18 protein-coding genes are annotated in these 18,527 nt (G+C 73.0%); 12 read left to right on the plus strand and 6 right to left on the minus strand.

Annotation, left to right across the window (positions count from 1 at the left end; genetic code table 11):
* Nucleotides 1-23 precede the first annotated feature (23 nt).
* From N8J89_RS34625 to N8J89_RS34640, 4 genes are all read right to left on the minus strand, one after another.
* The gene (locus tag N8J89_RS34625) at nt 24-920 is read right to left on the minus strand and encodes a lysophospholipid acyltransferase family protein (protein WP_283661157.1); all 897 of its coding nucleotides are present in this window, start codon (nt 918-920) and stop codon (nt 24-26) included.
* Nucleotides 921-948: 28 nt separating this feature from the next.
* Nucleotides 949-1,830 (minus strand): GNAT family N-acetyltransferase, encoded by an 882-nt coding sequence (locus N8J89_RS34630; protein ID WP_283661158.1) that lies wholly within the window; start codon nt 1,828-1,830, stop codon nt 949-951.
* 229 nt (nt 1,831-2,059) lie between these two features.
* Nucleotides 2,060-3,016 (minus strand): electron transfer flavoprotein subunit alpha/FixB family protein, encoded by a 957-nt coding sequence (locus tag N8J89_RS34635; protein WP_283661159.1) that lies wholly within the window; start codon nt 3,014-3,016, stop codon nt 2,060-2,062.
* A 21-nt stretch (nt 3,017-3,037) separates the two neighbouring features.
* Nucleotides 3,038-3,820, minus strand: coding sequence for an electron transfer flavoprotein subunit beta/FixA family protein (locus N8J89_RS34640; protein WP_283661160.1), 783 nt, complete (start codon nt 3,818-3,820; stop codon nt 3,038-3,040).
* Between the two features lie 283 nt (nt 3,821-4,103).
* Between N8J89_RS34640 and N8J89_RS34645 the strand changes: the two genes are divergently transcribed.
* From N8J89_RS34645 to N8J89_RS34670, 6 genes are read left to right on the plus strand one after another with little or no spacing between them, the layout of a single operon-like run.
* Entirely contained in the window at nt 4,104-4,928 is an 825-nt protein-coding gene (locus tag N8J89_RS34645; RefSeq protein ID WP_349497421.1) for a DegV family protein, read from the plus strand.
* Nucleotides 4,929-4,985: 57 nt separating this feature from the next.
* Nucleotides 4,986-6,635: an alpha/beta hydrolase gene (locus N8J89_RS34650; RefSeq protein WP_283661162.1), complete on the plus strand. Its 1,650-nt coding sequence runs from the start codon at nt 4,986-4,988 to the stop codon at nt 6,633-6,635.
* Nucleotides 6,636-6,656: 21 nt separating this feature from the next.
* Nucleotides 6,657-6,965, plus strand: coding sequence for a hypothetical protein (locus tag N8J89_RS34655; protein WP_283661163.1), 309 nt, complete (start codon nt 6,657-6,659; stop codon nt 6,963-6,965).
* Nucleotides 6,966-7,004: 39 nt separating this feature from the next.
* Nucleotides 7,005-7,751 carry a class I SAM-dependent methyltransferase gene (locus N8J89_RS34660; RefSeq protein ID WP_283661164.1) on the plus strand — a complete coding sequence of 249 codons (747 nt, stop codon included), beginning with the start codon at nt 7,005-7,007 and terminating at the stop codon, nt 7,749-7,751.
* The gene (locus N8J89_RS34665; RefSeq protein WP_283661165.1) at nt 7,748-9,277 is read left to right on the plus strand and encodes a 1,4-alpha-glucan branching protein domain-containing protein; all 1,530 of its coding nucleotides are present in this window, start codon (nt 7,748-7,750) and stop codon (nt 9,275-9,277) included. The genes N8J89_RS34660 and N8J89_RS34665 overlap by 4 nt, the downstream gene beginning before the upstream one ends.
* A gap of 33 nt (nt 9,278-9,310) precedes the next feature.
* Nucleotides 9,311-10,567 (plus strand): glycosyltransferase family 4 protein, encoded by a 1,257-nt coding sequence (locus N8J89_RS34670; RefSeq protein ID WP_283661166.1) that lies wholly within the window; start codon nt 9,311-9,313, stop codon nt 10,565-10,567.
* A gap of 3 nt (nt 10,568-10,570) precedes the next feature.
* Here N8J89_RS34670 and N8J89_RS34675 read toward each other — a convergent pair whose 3' ends face one another.
* On the minus strand, nt 10,571-10,996 hold the full coding sequence (locus N8J89_RS34675) for an excalibur calcium-binding domain-containing protein (RefSeq protein ID WP_283661167.1): 426 nt from the start codon (nt 10,994-10,996) through the stop codon (nt 10,571-10,573).
* 121 nt (nt 10,997-11,117) lie between these two features.
* Here N8J89_RS34675 and N8J89_RS34680 point away from each other — a divergent pair, with 121 nt between their 5' ends.
* Nucleotides 11,118-11,711 carry an AAA family ATPase gene (locus tag N8J89_RS34680; RefSeq protein WP_283661168.1) on the plus strand — a complete coding sequence of 198 codons (594 nt, stop codon included), beginning with the start codon at nt 11,118-11,120 and terminating at the stop codon, nt 11,709-11,711.
* An 8-nt stretch (nt 11,712-11,719) separates the two neighbouring features.
* Complete coding sequence (locus tag N8J89_RS34685; RefSeq protein WP_283661169.1) at nt 11,720-12,970, plus strand: flavin monoamine oxidase family protein; 1,251 nt, start codon at nt 11,720-11,722, stop codon at nt 12,968-12,970.
* On the opposite strand, the gene N8J89_RS34690 is transcribed toward N8J89_RS34685, so the two are convergent.
* On the minus strand, nt 12,967-13,719 hold the full coding sequence (locus tag N8J89_RS34690; protein WP_252485034.1) for an acyltransferase: 753 nt from the start codon (nt 13,717-13,719) through the stop codon (nt 12,967-12,969). The two genes, N8J89_RS34685 and N8J89_RS34690, sit on opposite strands and share 4 nt — an antisense overlap.
* 204 nt (nt 13,720-13,923) lie before the next feature.
* Here N8J89_RS34690 and N8J89_RS34695 point away from each other — a divergent pair, with 204 nt between their 5' ends.
* From N8J89_RS34695 to N8J89_RS34710, 4 genes are all read left to right on the plus strand, one after another.
* On the plus strand, nt 13,924-14,763 hold the full coding sequence (locus N8J89_RS34695) for a ribokinase (protein WP_283661170.1): 840 nt from the start codon (nt 13,924-13,926) through the stop codon (nt 14,761-14,763).
* The gene (locus N8J89_RS34700) at nt 14,760-15,719 is read left to right on the plus strand and encodes a nucleoside hydrolase (protein ID WP_283661171.1); all 960 of its coding nucleotides are present in this window, start codon (nt 14,760-14,762) and stop codon (nt 15,717-15,719) included. Before N8J89_RS34695 ends, N8J89_RS34700 begins: the two co-directional genes overlap by 4 nt.
* 125 nt (nt 15,720-15,844) lie before the next feature.
* Entirely contained in the window at nt 15,845-16,780 is a 936-nt protein-coding gene (locus N8J89_RS34705; RefSeq protein WP_283661172.1) for a PI-PLC domain-containing protein, read from the plus strand.
* A 132-nt stretch (nt 16,781-16,912) separates the two neighbouring features.
* Nucleotides 16,913-18,499 carry a ricin-type beta-trefoil lectin domain protein gene (locus N8J89_RS34710; RefSeq protein WP_283661173.1) on the plus strand — a complete coding sequence of 529 codons (1,587 nt, stop codon included), beginning with the start codon at nt 16,913-16,915 and terminating at the stop codon, nt 18,497-18,499.
* Nucleotides 18,500-18,527 lie beyond the last annotated feature (28 nt).

Below are 18,527 nucleotides of genomic sequence, written 5' to 3' on the forward strand. Positions count from 1 at the left end.
AGCCCTTTTCCGCGAGGGCCTGCTCACGCCGCCGCGGCCACCTCCGGCACGGCGTGCTCGGCCTCGGGCTGCCCGAGCGCCTCCGTCACCGCGGCCTCGGCCGCCGCGGCCATCGAGCGCCGGTCATGGCCCTCCGGCGAGACCAGCGGCAGCACCGAGGCCTCGATCACCAGCCCGCGCAACGCCGCGGTGCGCAGCAGCGCGGTCAGCAGGGTCTCCTCGCCGAGGAAGCCCGCCGCCGTGGTGCACTGCTCGTCGACCACGAACCGGAGCGCGACCGGCCGGGCGGGCACGCCCGCGTCGATCGCGGCCTGGAACGCCGCGCGTTTCCAGCGCCCGGTGGCCTGGCCGCACCAGGTGGTGCCCTCGGGGAACACGCCAACCGCCGCGCCGCCGCGCAGCGCGCCTGCCACCTCGGCCACGGTGGCCGGCAGGGTGGACAGCCTGGGCCGGTCCACGAAGAAGGTGCCGGCGCGGGCGGCCAGCGCGCCGATCAGCGGCCAGTGCCGCACCTGGGCCTTGGCCAGCATGCGCACCGGCTGCAACGCGTTCAGCGCCACGATGTCCAGCCAGGAGCTGTGGTTGCCGACCACGAGCACGCCGCGGTCGCGGGGCCGCTCACGCTCCTCCGGCGCGAGGCTGAGCGCGCCGGGCCGGTACACCCGCAGCCGGACGCCGAGCGCGCCCAGCACCATGCGGAACCAGCCACGGATCACCGCCGCCCGGCCGCGGGGGCCGAGCACGGACAGGGTCAGGGCGCACAGCGGTCCGGTCAGGACCACCGCGACCAGGGTCGCCAGGCGCAGCGCGCGCCGGGCCGGGGAAACCTTCGGCAGTGCGTCTCCGGTGGGCAGACACCATGCCCCGCACGGGGAGTGCGGCATCCAGGAGTGCAGTGCCTCTGCTGGACCAGCGGTCATGGTTCCAGGGTGCCCAGTCCGGCTGAACCTACGGGGAACCTCGCCTGACTGGCGGCTGAGCACTACCCGAAGGCGTGGTCCCGCCGGCGCGCGGCTGCGGCGGCAGCCCACCCTTGTCCCGCAACTGGGCGAACTCCGGGCCGAGCAGGAAGCTCAGGTACCGCTGGTCCACCCGCTGCATGGACAGCAGCACGTACATGTCGGCCACGCCGAACTCCGGGTCGTGCGCCGGCCGCCCGCACACCCAGGCCCCGATCCGCAGGTAGCCCTTGAGCAGCGCGGGCAGGGTGGCCTGCGGGATGCGCGCCACGCCGTCGGGGTCCCACGGCTCGCGCGGGGTGACCCGGTACTCCTCCGGCGCGTAGTGCCGGGTGCGCACGATGTCCCAGACGCTGGCCGCGTAGGAGCCGCCGTCGGTCAGCGGCACCGAGGCGCAGCCGCCCAGCCAGGAGTGCCCGGAGAGCAGCATGTACCGGGCGATGCCGGCCCACACCAGCCCGACCACGGAGCCGGTGCGGTGGTCCGGGTGCACGCAGGAGCGTCCGGCCTCCACCAGCCCCGGCCGCAGCGGGTCGAGCGCGCTGAGGTCGAACTCGCTGTCGGAGTAGAGCCGGCCTGCCTCGGCGGCCCGCTCCGGCGGCAGCATCCGGTAGGTGCCGACGATCTCCTGGGAGCGGTCGTCCCTGACCACCAGGTGGTCGCAGAACTCGTCGAAGTAGTCCTCGTCCACGCCGGGGGTGCGGGCGGCGATGTTCGCGCCCATCTCACCGGCGAAGACGCGGTAGCGCAGGCGCTGCGCGGCGCGCACTTCCTCGCTGTCCCTGGCGACCAGGAGCGAGTAGCGCGGAGTGTCGTCGGACAGGTCCGCGCCCTCGGTAGCGGTGCTGACCAGCAGTCTGGACTGCGTCATGCACTCGGTCTACCGGGCCATTCGGCCGGAGGAAAGTCCATTCGATGACGCGTCGGTGGAAAATCGGTGAAGACCCTGTGCCGCCTCCGGGGACACCCTGAGTGTGAAACCCGTGTGAGCTGGCGAGACACGACCGAGGGGGTTCCGGCGGCCGTTTCCGGCGCCGGAACCCCCTCGGAGGTCAACTTCATCCTGTCGGGCTAAGCACCCGGACAGGTGGTGGAACGGTTCAGCCCTTGCGCTTGCCGATCTCGTCGGTGAGCTGCGGGGCGACCTTGAACAGGTCCCCGACGATGCCGAAGTCGGCGATCTCGAAGATCGGCGCCTCGGCGTCCTTGTTCACCGCCACGATCGTCTTCGAGGTCTGCATGCCCGCGCGGTGCTGGATCGCGCCGGAGATGCCCAGCGCGATGTAGAGCTGCGGGGCGACCGTCTTGCCGGTCTGGCCGACCTGGAACTGGTGCGGGTAGTAGCCGGAGTCCACCGCGGCGCGGGAGGCGCCGACCGCGGCGCCCAGGCTGTCCGCGAGCTGCTCGACCACGCTGAAGTTCTCCGCGCTGCCCACGCCACGGCCGCCGGAGACGACCACGGTGGCCTCGGACAGTTCGGGGCGGTCGCCGCCGACCACCGGCTCCCGGCCGGTCACGCGGGCGACCCGGTCACCGGCGGCGGGGACCTCGACGGTCTCCTCCGCGGCGGCGCCGTCGGCCGGGCTGGCCTCGATCGCGCCCGGACGCACCGAGATGATCGGCACCCCCGAGGTGACCTGGGACTTCACCGTGTAGGAGCCACCGAAGACGGACTGGGTGGCGGTGCCGTCGGCGGCCACGTCCACCGCGTCGGTGAGCACGCCGGAGCCGACCCTGATGGCCAGCCGACCGGCGATCTCCTTGCCGTCGATGGTGGCCGAGACCAGCACCGCGGCCGGGCTGACCCGGCCGAGGAGCTCGGCCAGCACCGCGACCTTCGGGGAGACCAGCACGCTGGCGGCCTCCTCGGACTCGGCCACGTACACCTTGGCCGCGCCGTAGCCGGCCAGCGACTCCTTCAGCTTGGCCGCCGTGCCGGGCGCGCCGACCACGACCGCGCTGGGCTCACCGATGGAGCGCGCCGCCGAGAGCAGCTCGAAGGTCGACTTCTTGATCTCGCCGTCCACGTGGTCGACGAGGACCAGTACCTCGGACATGGGTCTTCCTCCTCCTGCTTCTCAGACGAGCTTCTGCGCGGACAGGTACTCGACGATCTTGGTGCCGCCGGTGCCGTCGTCCTCGACCTTCTGGCCGCCGGAGCGCGGGGGCTTCGGCGCGGCCTCGACGACCTTGGTGCTGGCGTTGGCCAGGCCGACCTCGCCCGCGTCGATACCGGCGTCGGCGATGGACTTGGTCTCCACCGGCTTCTTCTTGGCGGCCATGATGCCCTTGAAGGACGGGTACCGCGGCTCGTTGATCTTCTCGGTCACGCTGACCAGCGCGGGCAGGTTCGCCTCGACGAAGGCCAGGCCCTCGTCGGTGACCCGCTCGACCTTGACCGTGGTGTCGGTCAGCTCGACCTTGCTGGCCTGGGTGATCACCGGCAGGCCGAGCACCTCGCCCACCATGGCGGGCACCGCGCCACCGCGGCCGTCGCTGGACTCGTTGCCCGCGATGACCAGATCAACGCCCTCGATGGAGCCGACCAGCTTGGCCAGCGCCTTGGCGGTGGCCACCTGGCAGGAGCCGTGCAGCGCGGGGTCGCTGAGGTGAACGGCCTTGTCCGCGCCCATGGACAGGGCCTTGCGGATGGCCTCGGTGGTGCGCTCGGGGCCCATGGCGACCACGGTCACCTCGCCGCCGTGCGCCTCCTGGATGCGGAGGGCTTCTTCGACCGCGCGCTCGTTGATCTCATCGAGCACGGCGTCGGCCGAGTCACGGTCCAACGTGTGGTCGGCATCGGTGAGCTTGCGCTCGGAATAGGTGTCAGGCACCTGCTTGACCAGGACGACGATGTTCATGGGTCCTCTTCGACCTCCGAGACCAAGGACGGCATCCACCTGTGCGGGAGGATCTTGGCGAACCTTCCCACGTCGAAAGCACCTTGTGCACGGTGGCCTCGACCACCTGCATGTTACCCGTGAGTAATCTGCCTGCAAGGCGGCCCCAGCAGGCCCGATTGGTGACAGTGCTCACCTCCCGGGTGCCCACAGGGGCGAGATAGGGCACTGAAACCGCTTCCCTGGATGCAAACCTTTAATACGGCGTCTAGCGTGCTCTGCCATGTACCGGCGAGTAGCAGTGGTGACCGACTCGACGGCCTGCCTGCCGAGCGGGCTCGCCGAGCGCATGGGCATCTCCGTGGTCCAGTTGCAGCTCCAGGTGGGTGACAAGGCCAGCGACGAGGCCTACCTGCCGCCGGACGAGGTGGCCCAGGCGATGCGCGACCAGATCCCGGTGACCACCTCGCCGCCACCCTCGGCGGCCTTCTTCTGGACCTACCAGGAGGCCGCGGCCAAGGGCGCGCAGGCGGTGGTGTCGGTGCACCTCTCCGGTGAGCTGTCCCAGACCCTGAACGCGGCCAGGGAAGCCGCCGCGCAGGCCCGCATCCCGGTGTACATCATCGACTCGCAGTCCTGCGGGATGAGCCTGGGCTACGGCGCGCTGGCCGCGGCCGAGGCGGCGGGCAACGGCGCGAACGTGGCCCAGGTGCAGGGCATCGCCCAGTTCCGCTGCCACCACGCCAGCGAGTTCATCTACGTGGACACCCTGGACTGGCTGCGCAAGGGCGGCCGGATCGGCGCGGCCTCGGCGCTGATCGGCACCGCGCTGGGCATCAAGCCGGTGCTGACCCTGCACCGCGGCCAGATCGTGCCCTTCACCAAGGTCCGCGGCACCGACCGGGCGCTGGAGAAGCTGGTGGAGGCCGCGGTGGAGCGGGCTGGCGACCGGCCGGTGGACGTGGCGGTGGAGCACTTCGGCTCGCCGGAGCGGGCGCGCAAGCTGCTCGAAGAGCTCCAGTCCCGGATCAGCTACGGCCGGGAGTTCCTGTTGACGCAGGTCAGCTCGATAATAGGAGCACACGTGGGGCCGGGGGCCCTGGGCGTGACCATCTCCCCGCTGCGCTGACGGCAGGAAACTGCCAGCGGCGACCGGGCCCGGCCGGGTGATCCGAGACTTTCCGGCATGCCGATCGCCGAGCCGTCCAGCCCGCTGTGGGCGCTGGTCCGCCTGCGGGTGCCGTGGCCGGACACCGACGAGGACCAGGTGGACGAGCTGGCCAGGCGCTGGACGAGCAGCGCGGGCAGCCTCGGCCAGACCATCGAGAAGGTCGAGCGCACCGGCGCCGAGGTGACCGGGGTGTGGCCGGACGCCGCCGGTCTGGCGATGGCCGGCAAGCTGCGCGACTCCGCCGAGTTCCGCCGGATCGAGGCCGAGATGACCAAGGTCGCCGACGACGCGGGCCGGTTCGCCGCCGAGGTGCGCGGCACGAAGCAGGCGATCGCGCAGTACATCGAGGAGAGCACGCCCGGCTTCCTCAAGACCTTCCTGCTGACCGCTCCCGCGCTGGGCGTCTCGGCCCCGCTGATCTACGCCGGGCAGGTCGCCGACCAGGTGGAACAGCTGGTTGCCGACGCGGCCGAGCGGATCAACGGCGGGTTCAGCGCGGGCACGGTGCCCGAGCCGCTCGGCGGGCTCAAACCGCCCCCGCCAGGCGGCTCGCCGGAGGACAACGCGGCCTGGTGGAACGCGCTGAGCAAGCCGGACCAGCAGGCGATCATCCGGGAGCACCCGGAGTGGATCGGCAACCTGGACGGCATCCCGTTCGCGGCCAGGGACGAGGCCAACCGGCTGCGGCTGGACATCGAGCGGGACCGGCTGCTGGCCGAGCGGGCCGAGCTCATCCGGCAGTACGAGAACGGCGACCGGCCGTTCCTGTACTGGGACCGGGAGCAGGCCTTCACCGAGCACCAGAAGCGCCTGGCCGCCATCGACGCCAAGCTGGCCTCGGTCGAGGCGGTGCGGGACGTGGCCACGAGGGAGGGGCGCAGCGTGCTGCTGTTGAACACCCAGGGCGAGCGGGTGGAGGCGGCCATCGGCAACGGCGATGTGGACAACGCCAAGCACGTCGCGGTGTTCACCCCCGGCCTGACCAGCACGGTGGACGGCTCGCTGCGCGGCTACGACGAGGACCTGAACGCGCTGCGGGACCGGAGCCTGGCGGTGCTGGCGCGCAACGGCCGCGAGGGCGAGACGGTGGCCACGGTGACCTGGATCGGCTACCAGGCGCCGCAGCTGACCGGAGACAGCCTGCTGAACCCCAGTCAGACCGTCGGGCTGGACCAGGCGGCCAGGGCGGGCGCGGACAAGCTGGCCCCGTTCCTGCGCGGCATCGACGCGGCCCGCCCGGTGGACCCGGAGCTGACCGCGCTCGGCCACTCCTACGGCTCGACCACCACCGGCCTGGCCCTGTTGCAGGGCACCGGCGTGGACCGGGCCGCGGTCTGGGGCTCTCCCGGCGTCGGCACGCTGGACCCCGGGCAGCTGGGTCTGTCCCCGGACCGGGTGCTGGTGCAGGAGACCCGGAACGACCCGGTCGCGGACGCCGGCGCCTTCGGCGGCGACCCGTCCCGGCTGCCCGCCATCCACGGCGAGCCCGGCACCGCCCCCTCGCCCTACCCGGGTGAGGCCCCGCGCCTGCCCGGCTCCGGCCACTCCGGCTACAGCGTGCGCGGCGGCACCTCCGAGCACAACATCGCCGCGCTGATCGTGGGCGAGCAGGACGACATCATCCGCGAGCGCGACCACGAGCCCGACTACCCGATCTGGAACTGACGATGCTCATCTGGAGCTGATGTGCACTTCGCCGACCTGGACCTGGCGGCCGCCGAGGCCGCGATGCGCTCGGTGGCCGACACCGCCGACGCCTACGAGCGAGCCTGGCACGCCGACCGGGAGGCGCTGGCCGCGGCGACCGGCGCGCTCGGCTCCGGCGTGCTCGGCCAGGCGTTCCGGCCGCGCTACACCGAGACCGAGGCCGCGCTGCGGGCCGCCGCGGACCTGGTGCCGGGGGTGTACGGGCGCTTCGCCAAGGCCGGGACCGACTCGGTGGCCGACTACCGGTGGGCCGACGCGGCCAGTGCGCGCGGGTTCGGCGGAGGCTGACCCTCGTACCTGGAGTTACTGACCGGTAGGGTACCGGGGGTGACCGCCGAATCGCTGCCGCTCACCGGTGAGCGCACTGTCCCAGGCATCGCCGAGGAGAACTACTGGTTCCGTCGGCACGAGGCGGCCTACGCGGCGCTGCTGCCGCACTGCGCGGGCGCGACCGTGCTGGAGGCCGGTTGCGGGGAGGGCTACGGCGCGGACCTGATCGCCTCGGTGGCCGCGCGGGTGGTCGGGCTGGACTACGACGAGCTGACCGTGGCGCACGTGGCCAGGGCCTACCCGAGGGTGGCGGTGCTGCGCGGGAACCTGGCCGCGCTGCCGCTGGCCGACGGCGCGGTGGACGTGGTGGCCAACCTCCAGGTGATCGAGCACCTGTGGGACCAGCCGGGGTTCCTGGCCGAGTGCCTGCGGGTGCTGCGGCCGGGCGGGCGGCTGCTGCTGACCACGCCGAACCGGATCACCTTCTCCCCCGGCCGGGACACCCCGCTGAACCCGTTCCACACCCGTGAGCTCGCCGGATCGGAGCTGGACGAGCTGCTGCGCGCGGCCGGGTTCCGGGTGGAGCTGCTGGCCGGGCTGCACCACGGGCCGCGGCTGCGCGAGCTGGACGCCGCGCACGGCGGGTCGATCATCGACGCGCAGGTGGCGGTGGTGCTCTCCGGGCAGCCCTGGCCGGAACCGCTGCTCACCGACGTGGCCGGGGTGTCCGTCGCGGACTTCGCCATCCACACCGGGGACATCGACGCCAGCCTGGACCTGGTGGCCGTGGCGGTGCGGCCGTGAGCCGGGCGCCGATCGGCACCTTCAGCCTGGTGCTGCACAGCCACCTGCCCTGGCTGAGCCACCACGGCGTGTGGCCGGTCGGCGAGGAATGGCTCTACCAGGCCTGGGCGCACTCCTACCAGCCGCTGCTGCGCATGCTGGAGAACTTCGCCGCCGAGGGCCGCCGGGACGTGCTGACCCTGGGCGTGACCCCGGTGCTGGCCGCGCAGCTGGACGACCCGTACGCGCTGCGCGCCTACCACCACTGGCTCGGCTCCTGGCTCAACCGCGCGCACTACGCCGGAACCCGTTGGCAGCACGGCGATCCGCTGCTGCGCGAGCTGGCCGCGGCCGAGCACCGGCAGGCCAGCGCCACCCTGGCGGAGTTCGAGTCGCGCTGGCGGCACGGCTTCTCCCCGGTGCTGCGACCGTTGGCGGACAACGGAACCATCGAGCTGCTGGGCGGCCCGGCCACGCACCCGTTCCAGCCGCTGCTGGACCCCCGGCTGCGCGAGTTCGCGCTGCGACTGGGTCTGGCGGACACCGCGTCGCGGATCGGCCGTGCGCCGGAAGGGATCTGGGCCCCGGAATGCGGTTACGCGCCGGGCATGGAGACCGGGTACGCGGCGGCCGGGGTGCGCCGGTTCCTGGTCGACGGTCCGGCCCTGCACGGCGACACCGCGACCGCGCGGCCGGTCGGCTCCTCGGACGTGATCTGCTTCGGCCGCGATCTTGAGGTGACCTACCGGGTCTGGTCGCCCAAGGCCGGCTACCCGGGCGATCCGGCCTACCGGGACTTCCACACCTACGACCACCCGTCCGGGCTGAAACCCTCGCGGGTCACCGGGAAACAGGTGCCGCCGGAGCAGAAACGGCCGTACGAGCCGGAGTTGGCCGCCGCCGCGGTGGCCAGGCACGCCGCGGACTTCGTGGACACCGTGGTGCGCCGGCTGACCGAGCTGGCCGCGCGGGACGGGAAGCCGGGCCTGGTGGTGGCCGCCTACGACACCGAGCTGTTCGGGCACTGGTGGCACGAGGGCCCGGCCTGGCTGGAGGCGGTGCTGCGCGCGCTGCCCGAGGCCGGGGTGCGGGTGAGCACGCTGCGCGGCGCGCTGGCCGCCGGTCACCTGGGCGCGCCGGTGGAGCTGCCCGCCTCCTCCTGGGGCTCCGGCAAGGACTGGCGGGTGTGGGACGGCGAGCAGGTCGCCGACCTGGTCACCGACGGCGCGGACCTGCAACGCCGAGTACTGTCCACAGTGGACGGACATCTGATCGGGACCACCCGTGACCCCGCCTTCGACCAGCTGCTGCGGGAGACCCTGCTGAGCCTGTCCAGCGACTGGGCGTTCATGGTGACCAAGGACTCCGCGGCCGACTACGCGCGGCGGCGGGCCAAGATCCACGGCGGGCACGCGCACGAGCTGGCCCGGCTGCTCGCCGAGGGCGACCGGGGCCGGGCGCTGCGGCTGGCCGCCGAGCTGCGCGGACCGGACGGCCTGTTCGGCCACCTGGACGCGCGTGCGCTGCGAGTCCGCGCCGATGGGTAGGTTGTCGGCACACACGGGGAGGAACGGGTCCGCATGCGCGTGCTGATGTTGTCCTGGGAGTACCCGCCGGTCGTGATCGGCGGCCTGGGCCGTCATGTGCACGCGCTGGCGAAAAACCTTGCCGCCCAAGGGCATGAGGTGGTCGTGCTGTGCCGCCACCCGGCGGGCACGGACGCGGTGACCCACCCCGGCGAGGACGTGCTCGGCGAGGGGGTCCGGGTGCTGCGGGTGGCCGAGGACCCGGCGCACCTGACCTTCGAGCAGGACCTGGTGGCCTGGACGCTGGCCATGGGGCACGCCATGATCCGCACCGGGCTGGCGCTGCTGCGGGACTGGCGGCCTCAGGTGGTGCACGCGCACGACTGGCTGGTCGCGCACGCCGCGATCGCGCTGGCCGAGGCCGCGGACGCGCCGCTGGTCGCCACCATCCACGCCACCGAGGCCGGGCGGCACAGCGGCTGGCTGTCGCACACGCTGAACCAGCAGGTGCACTCGGTGGAGTGGTGGCTGGCCAACTCCGCCGACGGCCTGATCACCTGCTCGGCCGCGATGCGGGACGAAGCCGCCCACCTGTTCGAGGTGGAGTCCGAGATGGTCACCGTGCTGCACAACGGGATCGAGCCGCGCCGCTGGCGGGTGGACCAGGCCGAGGTGGCCGCCGCCCGGGCCAGGCACGCCCCCGACGGCGCGCCGCTGCTGCTGTTCTTCGGCAGGCTGGAGTGGGAGAAGGGCGTGCAGGACCTGCTGGCCGCGCTGCCCCGGATCCGCCGCGCGCACCCCGGCGCCCGCCTGGTGGTGGCCGGCAAGGGCATCCACGAGCCGCACCTGGTCGAGGCCGCCCGCAAGCTGCGCATCCGCCGCGCGGTGGACTTCGTCGGCCACCTCGCCGACCGCGACCTCTCCGCCCTGCTGCCCGCCGCCGACGCGGTCATCCTGCCCAGCCGCTACGAACCCTTCGGCATCGTCGCCCTGGAAGCCGCCGCCGCGGGCGCGCCCCTGGTCGCCTCCACCGCGGGCGGCCTCGGCGAGGTGGTCCAGCACGGCCGCACCGGCCTGTCCTTCACCCCCGGCGACCTGGACGGCCTGACCAGCGCGGTGCGCGCGGTGCTGGCCGACCCGGCCGCGGCCAAGCGCAGGGCCAGGGCGGCCAAGGCCAGGCTGTCCACCGACTTCAACTGGGACCTGATCGCCGCCGACACCACCGCGGTCTACGCCGCCACCACCCGAGGGCCCCGGCCGGTGCTGGGCCGCCCGAAGATCCCGTCCGGGAACGTCTTCGGCCGGGAGTAGCGACTACTCGCAGACCTTCCCGTCGTGGTCGGCGTCGCGGTACCAGTGGTACTCCGGGTCGACGCCCAGGTAGTACGGGCCGAGGCCGTGCGACTTGGCCTCCTTGCAGGTCCGGTAGCGGGGGTCGGTCTTGGCCGCGGGCGGCGGCGGTGGCGGTTTGGGCGTGGTCTTCGGCGGGGCCGGCGGCTTGGCCGAGGTGCGCGGAGCCGGTGGCGGCGGGGGCGGTTGGCTCGGCTGCGGCGGGGCCGGTGGCGGCGTTGGGGTCGCGGTTGTTGTCGTTGCCGCGGTGGTGGTCGTGGTGCTCGTGGCCGTGGTGACGGAGGTCTGCGGCAACGGCGGTGGTTGCACCGAGGGGGACGCGCCACAACCGGCCAGCAACGCGCCACCGGCGCACAGTCCGGCCAGCAGCCTGAATCGGGGAACGGACACGGTCCACCTCACACCGCTCATCCCCGACGACGACAGGAACAGGCACCCTAAGCCGCCCTCTGGCGGGTGATACTGGGCCGACCGGGTGATGCCGGATCACGGTCCGGGTAGCTTCGACCTCATGCTGTTGTGGATCAACGGAACCTTCGGCGCGGGCAAGACCCAGGTGTCGCACGAGATCCAGCGCCGGCTGCCGGGGAGTCACCTCGCCGACCCCGAGCACTTCGGCGCCGGGATGCACCGGATGCTGCCCAAGGAGCAGCGGTCGGACTTCCAGGACATCCCGCTGTGGCGCACCGGCACCAGGGAGATGCTGGACCAGATCGCGAAGTCGGTGCCGGGCGTGGTGATCGTGCCGATGACGCTGGTGAACCCCGGCTACTACCAGGAGATCATTGGCGGGCTGCGCGAACTGGGCCACCAGGTCAGCCACTACACGCTGACCGTGCCGGACCGGGAGCTGCTGCTGCGGCGGCTGCGCAGCCGGGGCGAGACCCGCAACGGCTGGGCGGCGTTGCAGTACGACCGCTGCGCCACCGCGCTGGCCGATCCGCTCTTCGCCGAGCACGTGGCCACCGAGAACCTGACCGTGCCCCAGGTCGCCGAGGAGGTGGCCGCGCGGGCCGGACTGCGGCTGCTGCCCAACCGGGACAATCCGGTCACCGCGCAGCTGCGGCGGTGGCGGGTGCAGCTCCGGCACGTCCGGTTCGACTGAGGAGTTCGATGTTCGACGCGGATGTGCTCGTGGTCGGGGCCGGCGCGGCCGGGCTGGGCGCGGCGCGGGCGCTGGCCGACGCGGGCAGGCGGGTGCTGGTGGTGGAGGCCAGGGACCGGATCGGCGGGCGGCTGTGGACCGACCGCGCGGCGATGCCGGTGCCGGTGGAGCTGGGCGCGGAGCTGGTGCACGGCAGCCGGGTCTCCACCTGGCCGCTGCTGCGCCGGGTCCGGACCAGGGCGCTGGGCGCCTACATCCGGCGCACCGCGGACGCGCGGTGGATCTCGGAGAGCTCGCGGCGGGTCTGGCACATGCCGCACGGACGGCCAGCGCACGACGGCCCGGTGCCCGAGCCGCTGCCGGGTGAGGACGCGGAGAGCTACCTGACCAGGGCCGGTCTGCCCAGGGGCAACCTGCCGCTGGCCGTGCTGGCCATGGAGGCCGATCTCGGCTCGCTGCGGGAGCAACCGGCGGAGGAGGGCGTGCTGCTGGCCGAGGCGCTGCTCAACGGACGGCTGCCGGACCTGACCTGGCGGGAGGGCGGCGACTTCCGGGTGCTCGGCGGCTACGACCAGGTGCTCGCCCCACTGGCCGCCGGGCTGGACGTGCGCACCGGGGTGGTGGTGCGGCGGGTCGAGCACGGACCGGACGGGGTGGCGCTGCACACCGCGGACGGCACGGTGCTGCGCGGACGGCGGTGCGTGCTCACCCTGCCGCTCGGCGTGCTGCGGGCGGGCTCGGTCGAGTTCACCCCACCGCTGCCCGAGGACCGCCGGCGTGCCCTGGAAAGCCTTTACCCCTTGCCGGTGGCCAAGATCCTGCTGGAGTTCCCGCGCTCGGTGCTGCCCAGGCGCGGCCGCGCCTTCGCCGACTTCTCCGACGGCCCGTGCGCGGTCTGGGACGCCTCCGCCGGGATCCGCGGCTACCGCGGCCAGGTCGTGGTGACCTGGGCGGTCGGCGAGGCCGCGCGCGAGCTGTGGGCGCTGCCGGCGGCCCGGCGCACACACCGGGCGCTGCTCGCGGTGCGCCGGATCAGCGGCCGGCCGGACATCCGGCACACCAGGGCGGCGTGGCACGACTGGGCCGCGGACCCGTTCGCCCTCGGCGCCTACGTGCTGCGACCGGAGCCCTCGGCGGCGCGGCTGGTGACCGCGCCGCTGGGCGAGACGGTGGCCTGGGGCGGTGTGATCGAGTCCACTGTGGACGGTGCGCTGGACTCGGGGCGGGCGGCCGCGGGGTGGGTGCTCGAACGGGGCTAGTCGCCCAGGTTCTGCTGCATGGCCTCCTTGGCCTTGCGGGCCATGTCCGCCACCGCGGCGCGCCGGGCCGCGTCCGCCTCGTAGTCCGCGCGCCGGTCCCGCACCACCCGGGCAGGCGCGCCGACCGCGATCGAGTACTCCGGCACATCGCCCTTGACCACCGCGTGCGCGCCCAGCACACAGCCCCGGCCGACCCTGGTGCCGCGCAGCACGGTCACCTTGGTCGCCAGCCAGCAGTCCGGGCCGAGGCGGACCGGGGTCTTCACGATGCCCTGGTCCTTGATCGGCTGGTGGATGTCCGCGGTGACGTGGTCGAAGTCGCAGATGTAGACCCAGTCCGCGACCAGCGTGGAGTCGCCGATCTCGATGTCGAGGTAGCAGTTGACCACGTTGTCCTTGCCGAAGACCGCCTTGTCGCCGATGCGCAGCGAACCCTCGTGGCAGCGGATGGCGTTGCCGTCCCCGATGTGCACCCAGCGCCCGATCTCCAGCCTCCCGTACCCCGGCCGGCAGTGCAGGTCGACCTTGCGGCCGAGGAAGACCATGCCGCGCAGGACCACGTGCGGGTTGAGCAGCCGGAAGCGGAACAGCCGCCAGTAACGGACCAGGTACCAGGGCGTCCAGGCGCGGTTGCGGACCACCCAGCGCAGGGAGTCCATGGTCAGGAACTTGGCCTGCCGGGGGTCCCGCCGTGACTTCCGCCACGAACCCAGACGCGACGCGAGCGGCGCGCCCCACATGCTCGTCATGAATTGGGAACCCTAACGGGCGGGTGCTGGGTGTGTCTGCCCGGTCGTGCCCGCGATAGCCGCGCCGAGCCGGTCGCTGGCGGCACGGCCGGAACGCCCGAATACTCCCGGTATGAGGCCGTTCCGGCCGCACCGCCAGCGACCGGCTCGATCACGACTCTCGCAGACACGACCGGACAGACACACCCAGGGCAGGATAGAGCCGTGCCTGTATCCATCACCGTCGTCGGCAGCGTCAATCTCGACCTCATCGCGCGACTGCCCGCCCTGCCCCAGCCCGGCGAGACCCTCACCGCCACCCACTACGCCCAGGCCCCCGGCGGCAAGGGGGCGAACCAGGCGCTGGCCGCGCGCCGCCTCGGCGCGGAGGTGCGGCTGGTCGCCGCGGTCGGCACCGACGCGCTGGCCGCCGAGGCGCTGGCGCTGCTGCGCGCGGACGGGGTCGACCTGTCCGAACTGACCGAGGTCCCGGGGCCGACCGGGCTGGCGCTGATCGAGGTGGACGAGTCCGCGGAGACCACCATCGTGGTGGTGCCCGGCGCGAACGCCCGCCTGGCGGTCAAGCCCGCGCAACTGGCGGGCTCGGACGGGGTGCTCACCGTGCTGGAGGTGCCGGAGGCGGCCGTGGTGGCCGCGGCCGAGCACGCCACCGGCTTCTTCGCGCTCAACGCCGCGCCGGCCCGGCCGGTGCCGGATGCGGTGCTGCGCCGGGCCGACCTGGTCGTGGTCAACCGCGGCGAGTTCGAGGCGATCGAGAACATCGACCTGGCCCGCACGGTCGCGATCACCCACGGCGCGGCAGGCGCGGAGCTGCGCCGGGACGGCGTCAAGGTCGCCGAGGCCGAGCCGCCCACCGTCACCGCGGTCGACGGCACCGCGGCCGGGGACGCCTTCACCGCCGCGCTCATGCTCGGCCTGCTGGAGGGCCGGTCGGACACCGAGGCGCTGCGCCGGGCCTGCGCGGTCGGCGCGCTCACCGCCACCCGGCACGGCGCCCAGCCCGCACTGCCCACCCGCGACGAGGTCGAGGAGGTGCTCGCATGAGCCCCACACCACTGATCCTGGACACCGACCCCGGCATCGACGACGCGGTGGCCTTCCTGTTCGCGGTGAACAGCCCCGAGCTGGACCTGCGCGCGGTGACCACCGTCTTCGGCAACGTCGGACCCGAGCTGACCAGCGCGAACGCCCTGCGACTGCTGACCATGCTGGGCCGCACCGACGTGCCGGTGGGCATCGGCGCGGACCGGCCGCTGGTGTACCCGGCGGCCTTCCGCGCGGAGGGCTGGCACGGCACGGACGGCCTCGGTGGCCAGTCCGCGCTGCTGCCCGAGGCCGCCGCCGCGCCGGACCCGCGCGGCGCGGTGCAGCTGATGGCCGACACCCTGCGCGCCGCCGAGTCGCCGGTGGCCATCGTGGCCATCGGCCCGCTGACCAACGTGGCGCTGCTGCTGGCCAGCTACCCGGAGCTGAAGCCGAAGATCGGCCGACTGTCGATCATGGGTGGCGGGCTGGCCAGCGGGAACACCACTCCGGCCGCGGAGTTCAACGTCTGGAGCGACCCGGAGGCCGCGCGCCGGGTGCTGGTCGAGGAGGACGTGCCGACCAGCCTGGTCCCGCTGGACCTGTCGCTGCGCTGCGCCGTGGACGGTCCCTGGCTGGCCCAGCTCGCCGCGGCGGGCGGCCCGGCGGCCACGCTGGCCAAGGTGGTGGACCACTACCGCAGGCAGTACCTGGCCTTCTACGGCGTGGACGAGGTCGCCCTGCACGACGTGCTCGCCGTGCTGGAGGTGGCCAGGCCGGGCATGCTGCGGCGGACCGCGCTGCCGGTGGAGGTGGACTGCGGCACCGGGCCCGGCCGCGGCGCGACCTTCGGCAACCGGATGCCGGATGCCACCGGCCGCCGGATCGACGTGCTGCTGGAGGCCGACGTGGCCGAGGTCAGCCGGTTCGTGCTGGAGCGGCTCACTACACCGGCGGCGTCCGAACTGTCCCGATGAGCTCGGTGCCTGTTCGGCCAGTTCGCCTGGGCGCTACAGGCACACTCTCCCCGCGAACCGGTCGCCGCCGTGGTTTCCCGGCCAGCATCATCGGGATGACGGTGAATCAGCGAAGACTCGCAGCGGTGCTGGCCACACTCTGCACGGTGCTCGGCATCGGGTTCGTCGGTGTCCCGCCCGCGGTGGCCGCCGCGCAGCGGCCGATCTACGCCATCGCGCACCGGGTGAACACGCCGGACGGGGTGCGGGCCGCGATCAAGCACGGGGCCAACGCCATCGAGATCGACATGTGCGCCTGGTGGAACCCGAACGAATGGCGCGCCTGGCACGACTGCTCCTCGGCGGGCAACAACCGGTACGGCCCGAGCGTGGACACCATGTTCGACCTGATCGTGGCCGAGGCGCGGGCGGGTCGGCGGCTGTCCCTGGTCTGGCTGGACATCAAGGACCCCAACTACTGCGGTGAGGCGCCCAACCGCACGTGCAGCGTCGCCGGGCTGCGGGACAAGGCGCAGAAGCTGACCGCGGCCGGCATCCAGGTGCTGTACGGGTTCTACGAGTACCACCCCGGCAGCACCCCGGACGTGGGCGGCCGGGGCTGGCAGAGCCTGCAGGGCAAGCTCGGCAACCTGGAAGGGATCGTCACCACCGGCTCACTGGGCACGGTGCAGGGCGTCTACGCCAAGCACGGCGCGGGCCTGCCGAACGGCCGCCGGGCGATGGACTACGGCGACTCCGACATCCGCAAGGGCTTCGGCAACTGCACCGAGGCCACCTACTACACCTGCACCGAGCTGAAGAAGGCGGCCGGGTACCGCGACTCCGGCGCGCTCGCGGCCACCTTCTCCTGGACCACCGACTACGACGACCCCTGGTACGTGGACAAGTTGCTCGGCGAGGCCGGCGTCAACGGCATCATCGCCGGCTGGGCCAAGCACCGGGTGACCGAGTACAACGACGGCTGGGAGTGCTCGCAGTCCATCGCGGCGGTCCGCAACTGGGTGGCCCAGCACGGCGGCACGCACCGCATGGCCAACCCCGGTGATCGGCTGTTCCGGTAGCGACCGCGTTCCGGCTACGCGCTGACACTTGCCCCGGCAACGGTCAACCGGCCGGGTACATGCGTGGAACCCTCGGGTGACCCGGCGTCCCCGAGGGTTCCGCCGCCGTGCCGGACGTGCGACAAGGATGGGGTGTTCACGACCGCCCGCCGCACCACCCGCGTCCGTACCGCCGAACTTCCCACTCGACTGCTGAGTCTGTCCCTGCTGCTGACCTGCCTGGCCGGGCTGCTCGCCGCCCCGGCCGTCCCCGCTTCGGCCCGCGTCCGCGCGGTGCGGGAGCTGCCCACGGATCTGGAGAAGATCCGCGCGGGCGAGTCGACCTCGCTGTACGGCAGCCCGGAACTGCGGCCGCCGGCACAGCGCAAGTCGTCGGTGGTCAGCCTCGGGGACAGCCAGGTCTCGGGTGAGGGCGTCGGCAACTACGAACCGGGCACGGACGGTCCGCTGAACTTCTGCCACCGTTCGGTGGGCGCCGCGGTGCACCAGGCTCGGTTCGACACCGACCTTCGGTTCAACCTGGCGTGCTCCGGTGCGGAGAGCACGCACCTGGTGTACCGCAGCGGCGCCAAGCAGTTCGACGAGCTCAACCAGGGCGACAGCCTGGCGATCAAGGCCCGCAACACCAGGGTCAGGCTGATCTGGCTGATGTCCGGGGCCAACGACACCGGCGGGCTGGAGTTCGGGCCGCTGGCCAAGGACTGCGCCGGGCGCAGGCTGTTGCTGGCAGGCAACTGCTGGCCGACCTACACCGACGGCATGCAGCAGCGGGCCAACGGCACCCAGGCCGCGCTGGAGAAGGGCATCGCCAGCATCCGGCAGACCATGCGGGACGCCGGCTACGGCGATGGCGACTACCAGTTCGTCCTCGGCAGCTACCCGAGCCCGCTCGGTCCCGACGTGGAGGACAACCCGACGTTCCCCGGCTGGAACCAGGGCGGCTGCCTGCTCTACCTCAAGGACCAGGCCTTCGCCCGGAACAAGGTGGTGCCGATGGTGGAGCGCGCCATCCGGCAGGCCGCGAAGAACACCGGCGTCCGCTACCTGGACACCAGCCGCCTGCTGCACGGGCACGAGGTGTGCTCGGACACCCCGTGGGCGCGCGGGCTGACCTTCCTGGGCAGCCAGCAGTCCTTCCACCCCAACGAGGCCGGCCACACCGCCTACGGCGACTGCCTGACCGCCTTCTACGCCAACCCGAGCTGGCCGGAGGGCACCTGCGTGGACCCGGCCAGCACCGGCACCGCCACGCTCTACCGCGGCCTGCTGGACTTCCGGCAGCTGCGCAACGCCAAGACCGGCCTGTGCGCCGACGCCGAGGGCTACTCGACCAGGGTCGGCTACAAGCTGCTGGCCTGGAACTGCACCGGCGGCGGCAACCAGGGCTTCTGGCGGGACCCGGCCACCGCGGCGCTGCACATCGAGCTGAACCACGACCGCTGCCTCGGCCCGGCCGGTCCGGCCCTGGCCCCCGGCGCGCCCATCCAGCTACAGGAGTGCACCGGCGCGGCCAACCAGCGCTGGGGGCTGGTGGAGGGCCTGCTGCGCGCCACCGCCAACCCCGCGGTCTGCCTCGCCCCGGCCAACGAGACCGCGGGCGCGGCCATCCAGCTGGCCAACTGCAACCCGGCCGACCCGACCCAGGGCTGGAGCTTCGAGCCGCAGACCGGCGGCGCCGGCTTCGGCCACGCCGACTGGATCCCAACCAGCGCCTACTAACCCACCCGCCGTGTTGGCCGTTCTCGTA

The sequence above is a fragment of the Crossiella sp. CA-258035 genome (assembly GCF_030064675.1).
Classification (GTDB): domain Bacteria; phylum Actinomycetota; class Actinomycetes; order Mycobacteriales; family Pseudonocardiaceae; genus Crossiella.

Excerpts from the sequence above, each read along its gene's own strand:
- N8J89_RS34625 (WP_283661157.1), bottom strand. The coding sequence starts at position 920 with ATGACCGCTGGTCCAGCAGAGGCACTGCACTCCTGGATGCCGCACTCC.
- N8J89_RS34640 (WP_283661160.1), bottom strand. The coding sequence starts at position 3,820 with ATGAACATCGTCGTCCTGGTCAAGCAGGTGCCTGACACCTATTCCGAG.
- N8J89_RS34700 (WP_283661171.1), top strand. The coding sequence starts at position 14,760 with ATGAGCCCCACACCACTGATCCTGGACACCGACCCCGGCATCGACGAC.
- N8J89_RS34630 (WP_283661158.1), bottom strand. The coding sequence starts at position 1,830 with ATGACGCAGTCCAGACTGCTGGTCAGCACCGCTACCGAGGGCGCGGAC.
- N8J89_RS34670 (WP_283661166.1), top strand. The coding sequence starts at position 9,311 with ATGCGCGTGCTGATGTTGTCCTGGGAGTACCCGCCGGTCGTGATCGGC.
- N8J89_RS34650 (WP_283661162.1), top strand. The coding sequence starts at position 4,986 with ATGCCGATCGCCGAGCCGTCCAGCCCGCTGTGGGCGCTGGTCCGCCTG.
- N8J89_RS34685 (WP_283661169.1), top strand. The coding sequence starts at position 11,720 with ATGTTCGACGCGGATGTGCTCGTGGTCGGGGCCGGCGCGGCCGGGCTG.
- N8J89_RS34690 (WP_252485034.1), bottom strand. The coding sequence starts at position 13,719 with ATGACGAGCATGTGGGGCGCGCCGCTCGCGTCGCGTCTGGGTTCGTGG.
- N8J89_RS34635 (WP_283661159.1), bottom strand. The coding sequence starts at position 3,016 with ATGTCCGAGGTACTGGTCCTCGTCGACCACGTGGACGGCGAGATCAAG.
- N8J89_RS34680 (WP_283661168.1), top strand. The coding sequence starts at position 11,118 with ATGCTGTTGTGGATCAACGGAACCTTCGGCGCGGGCAAGACCCAGGTG.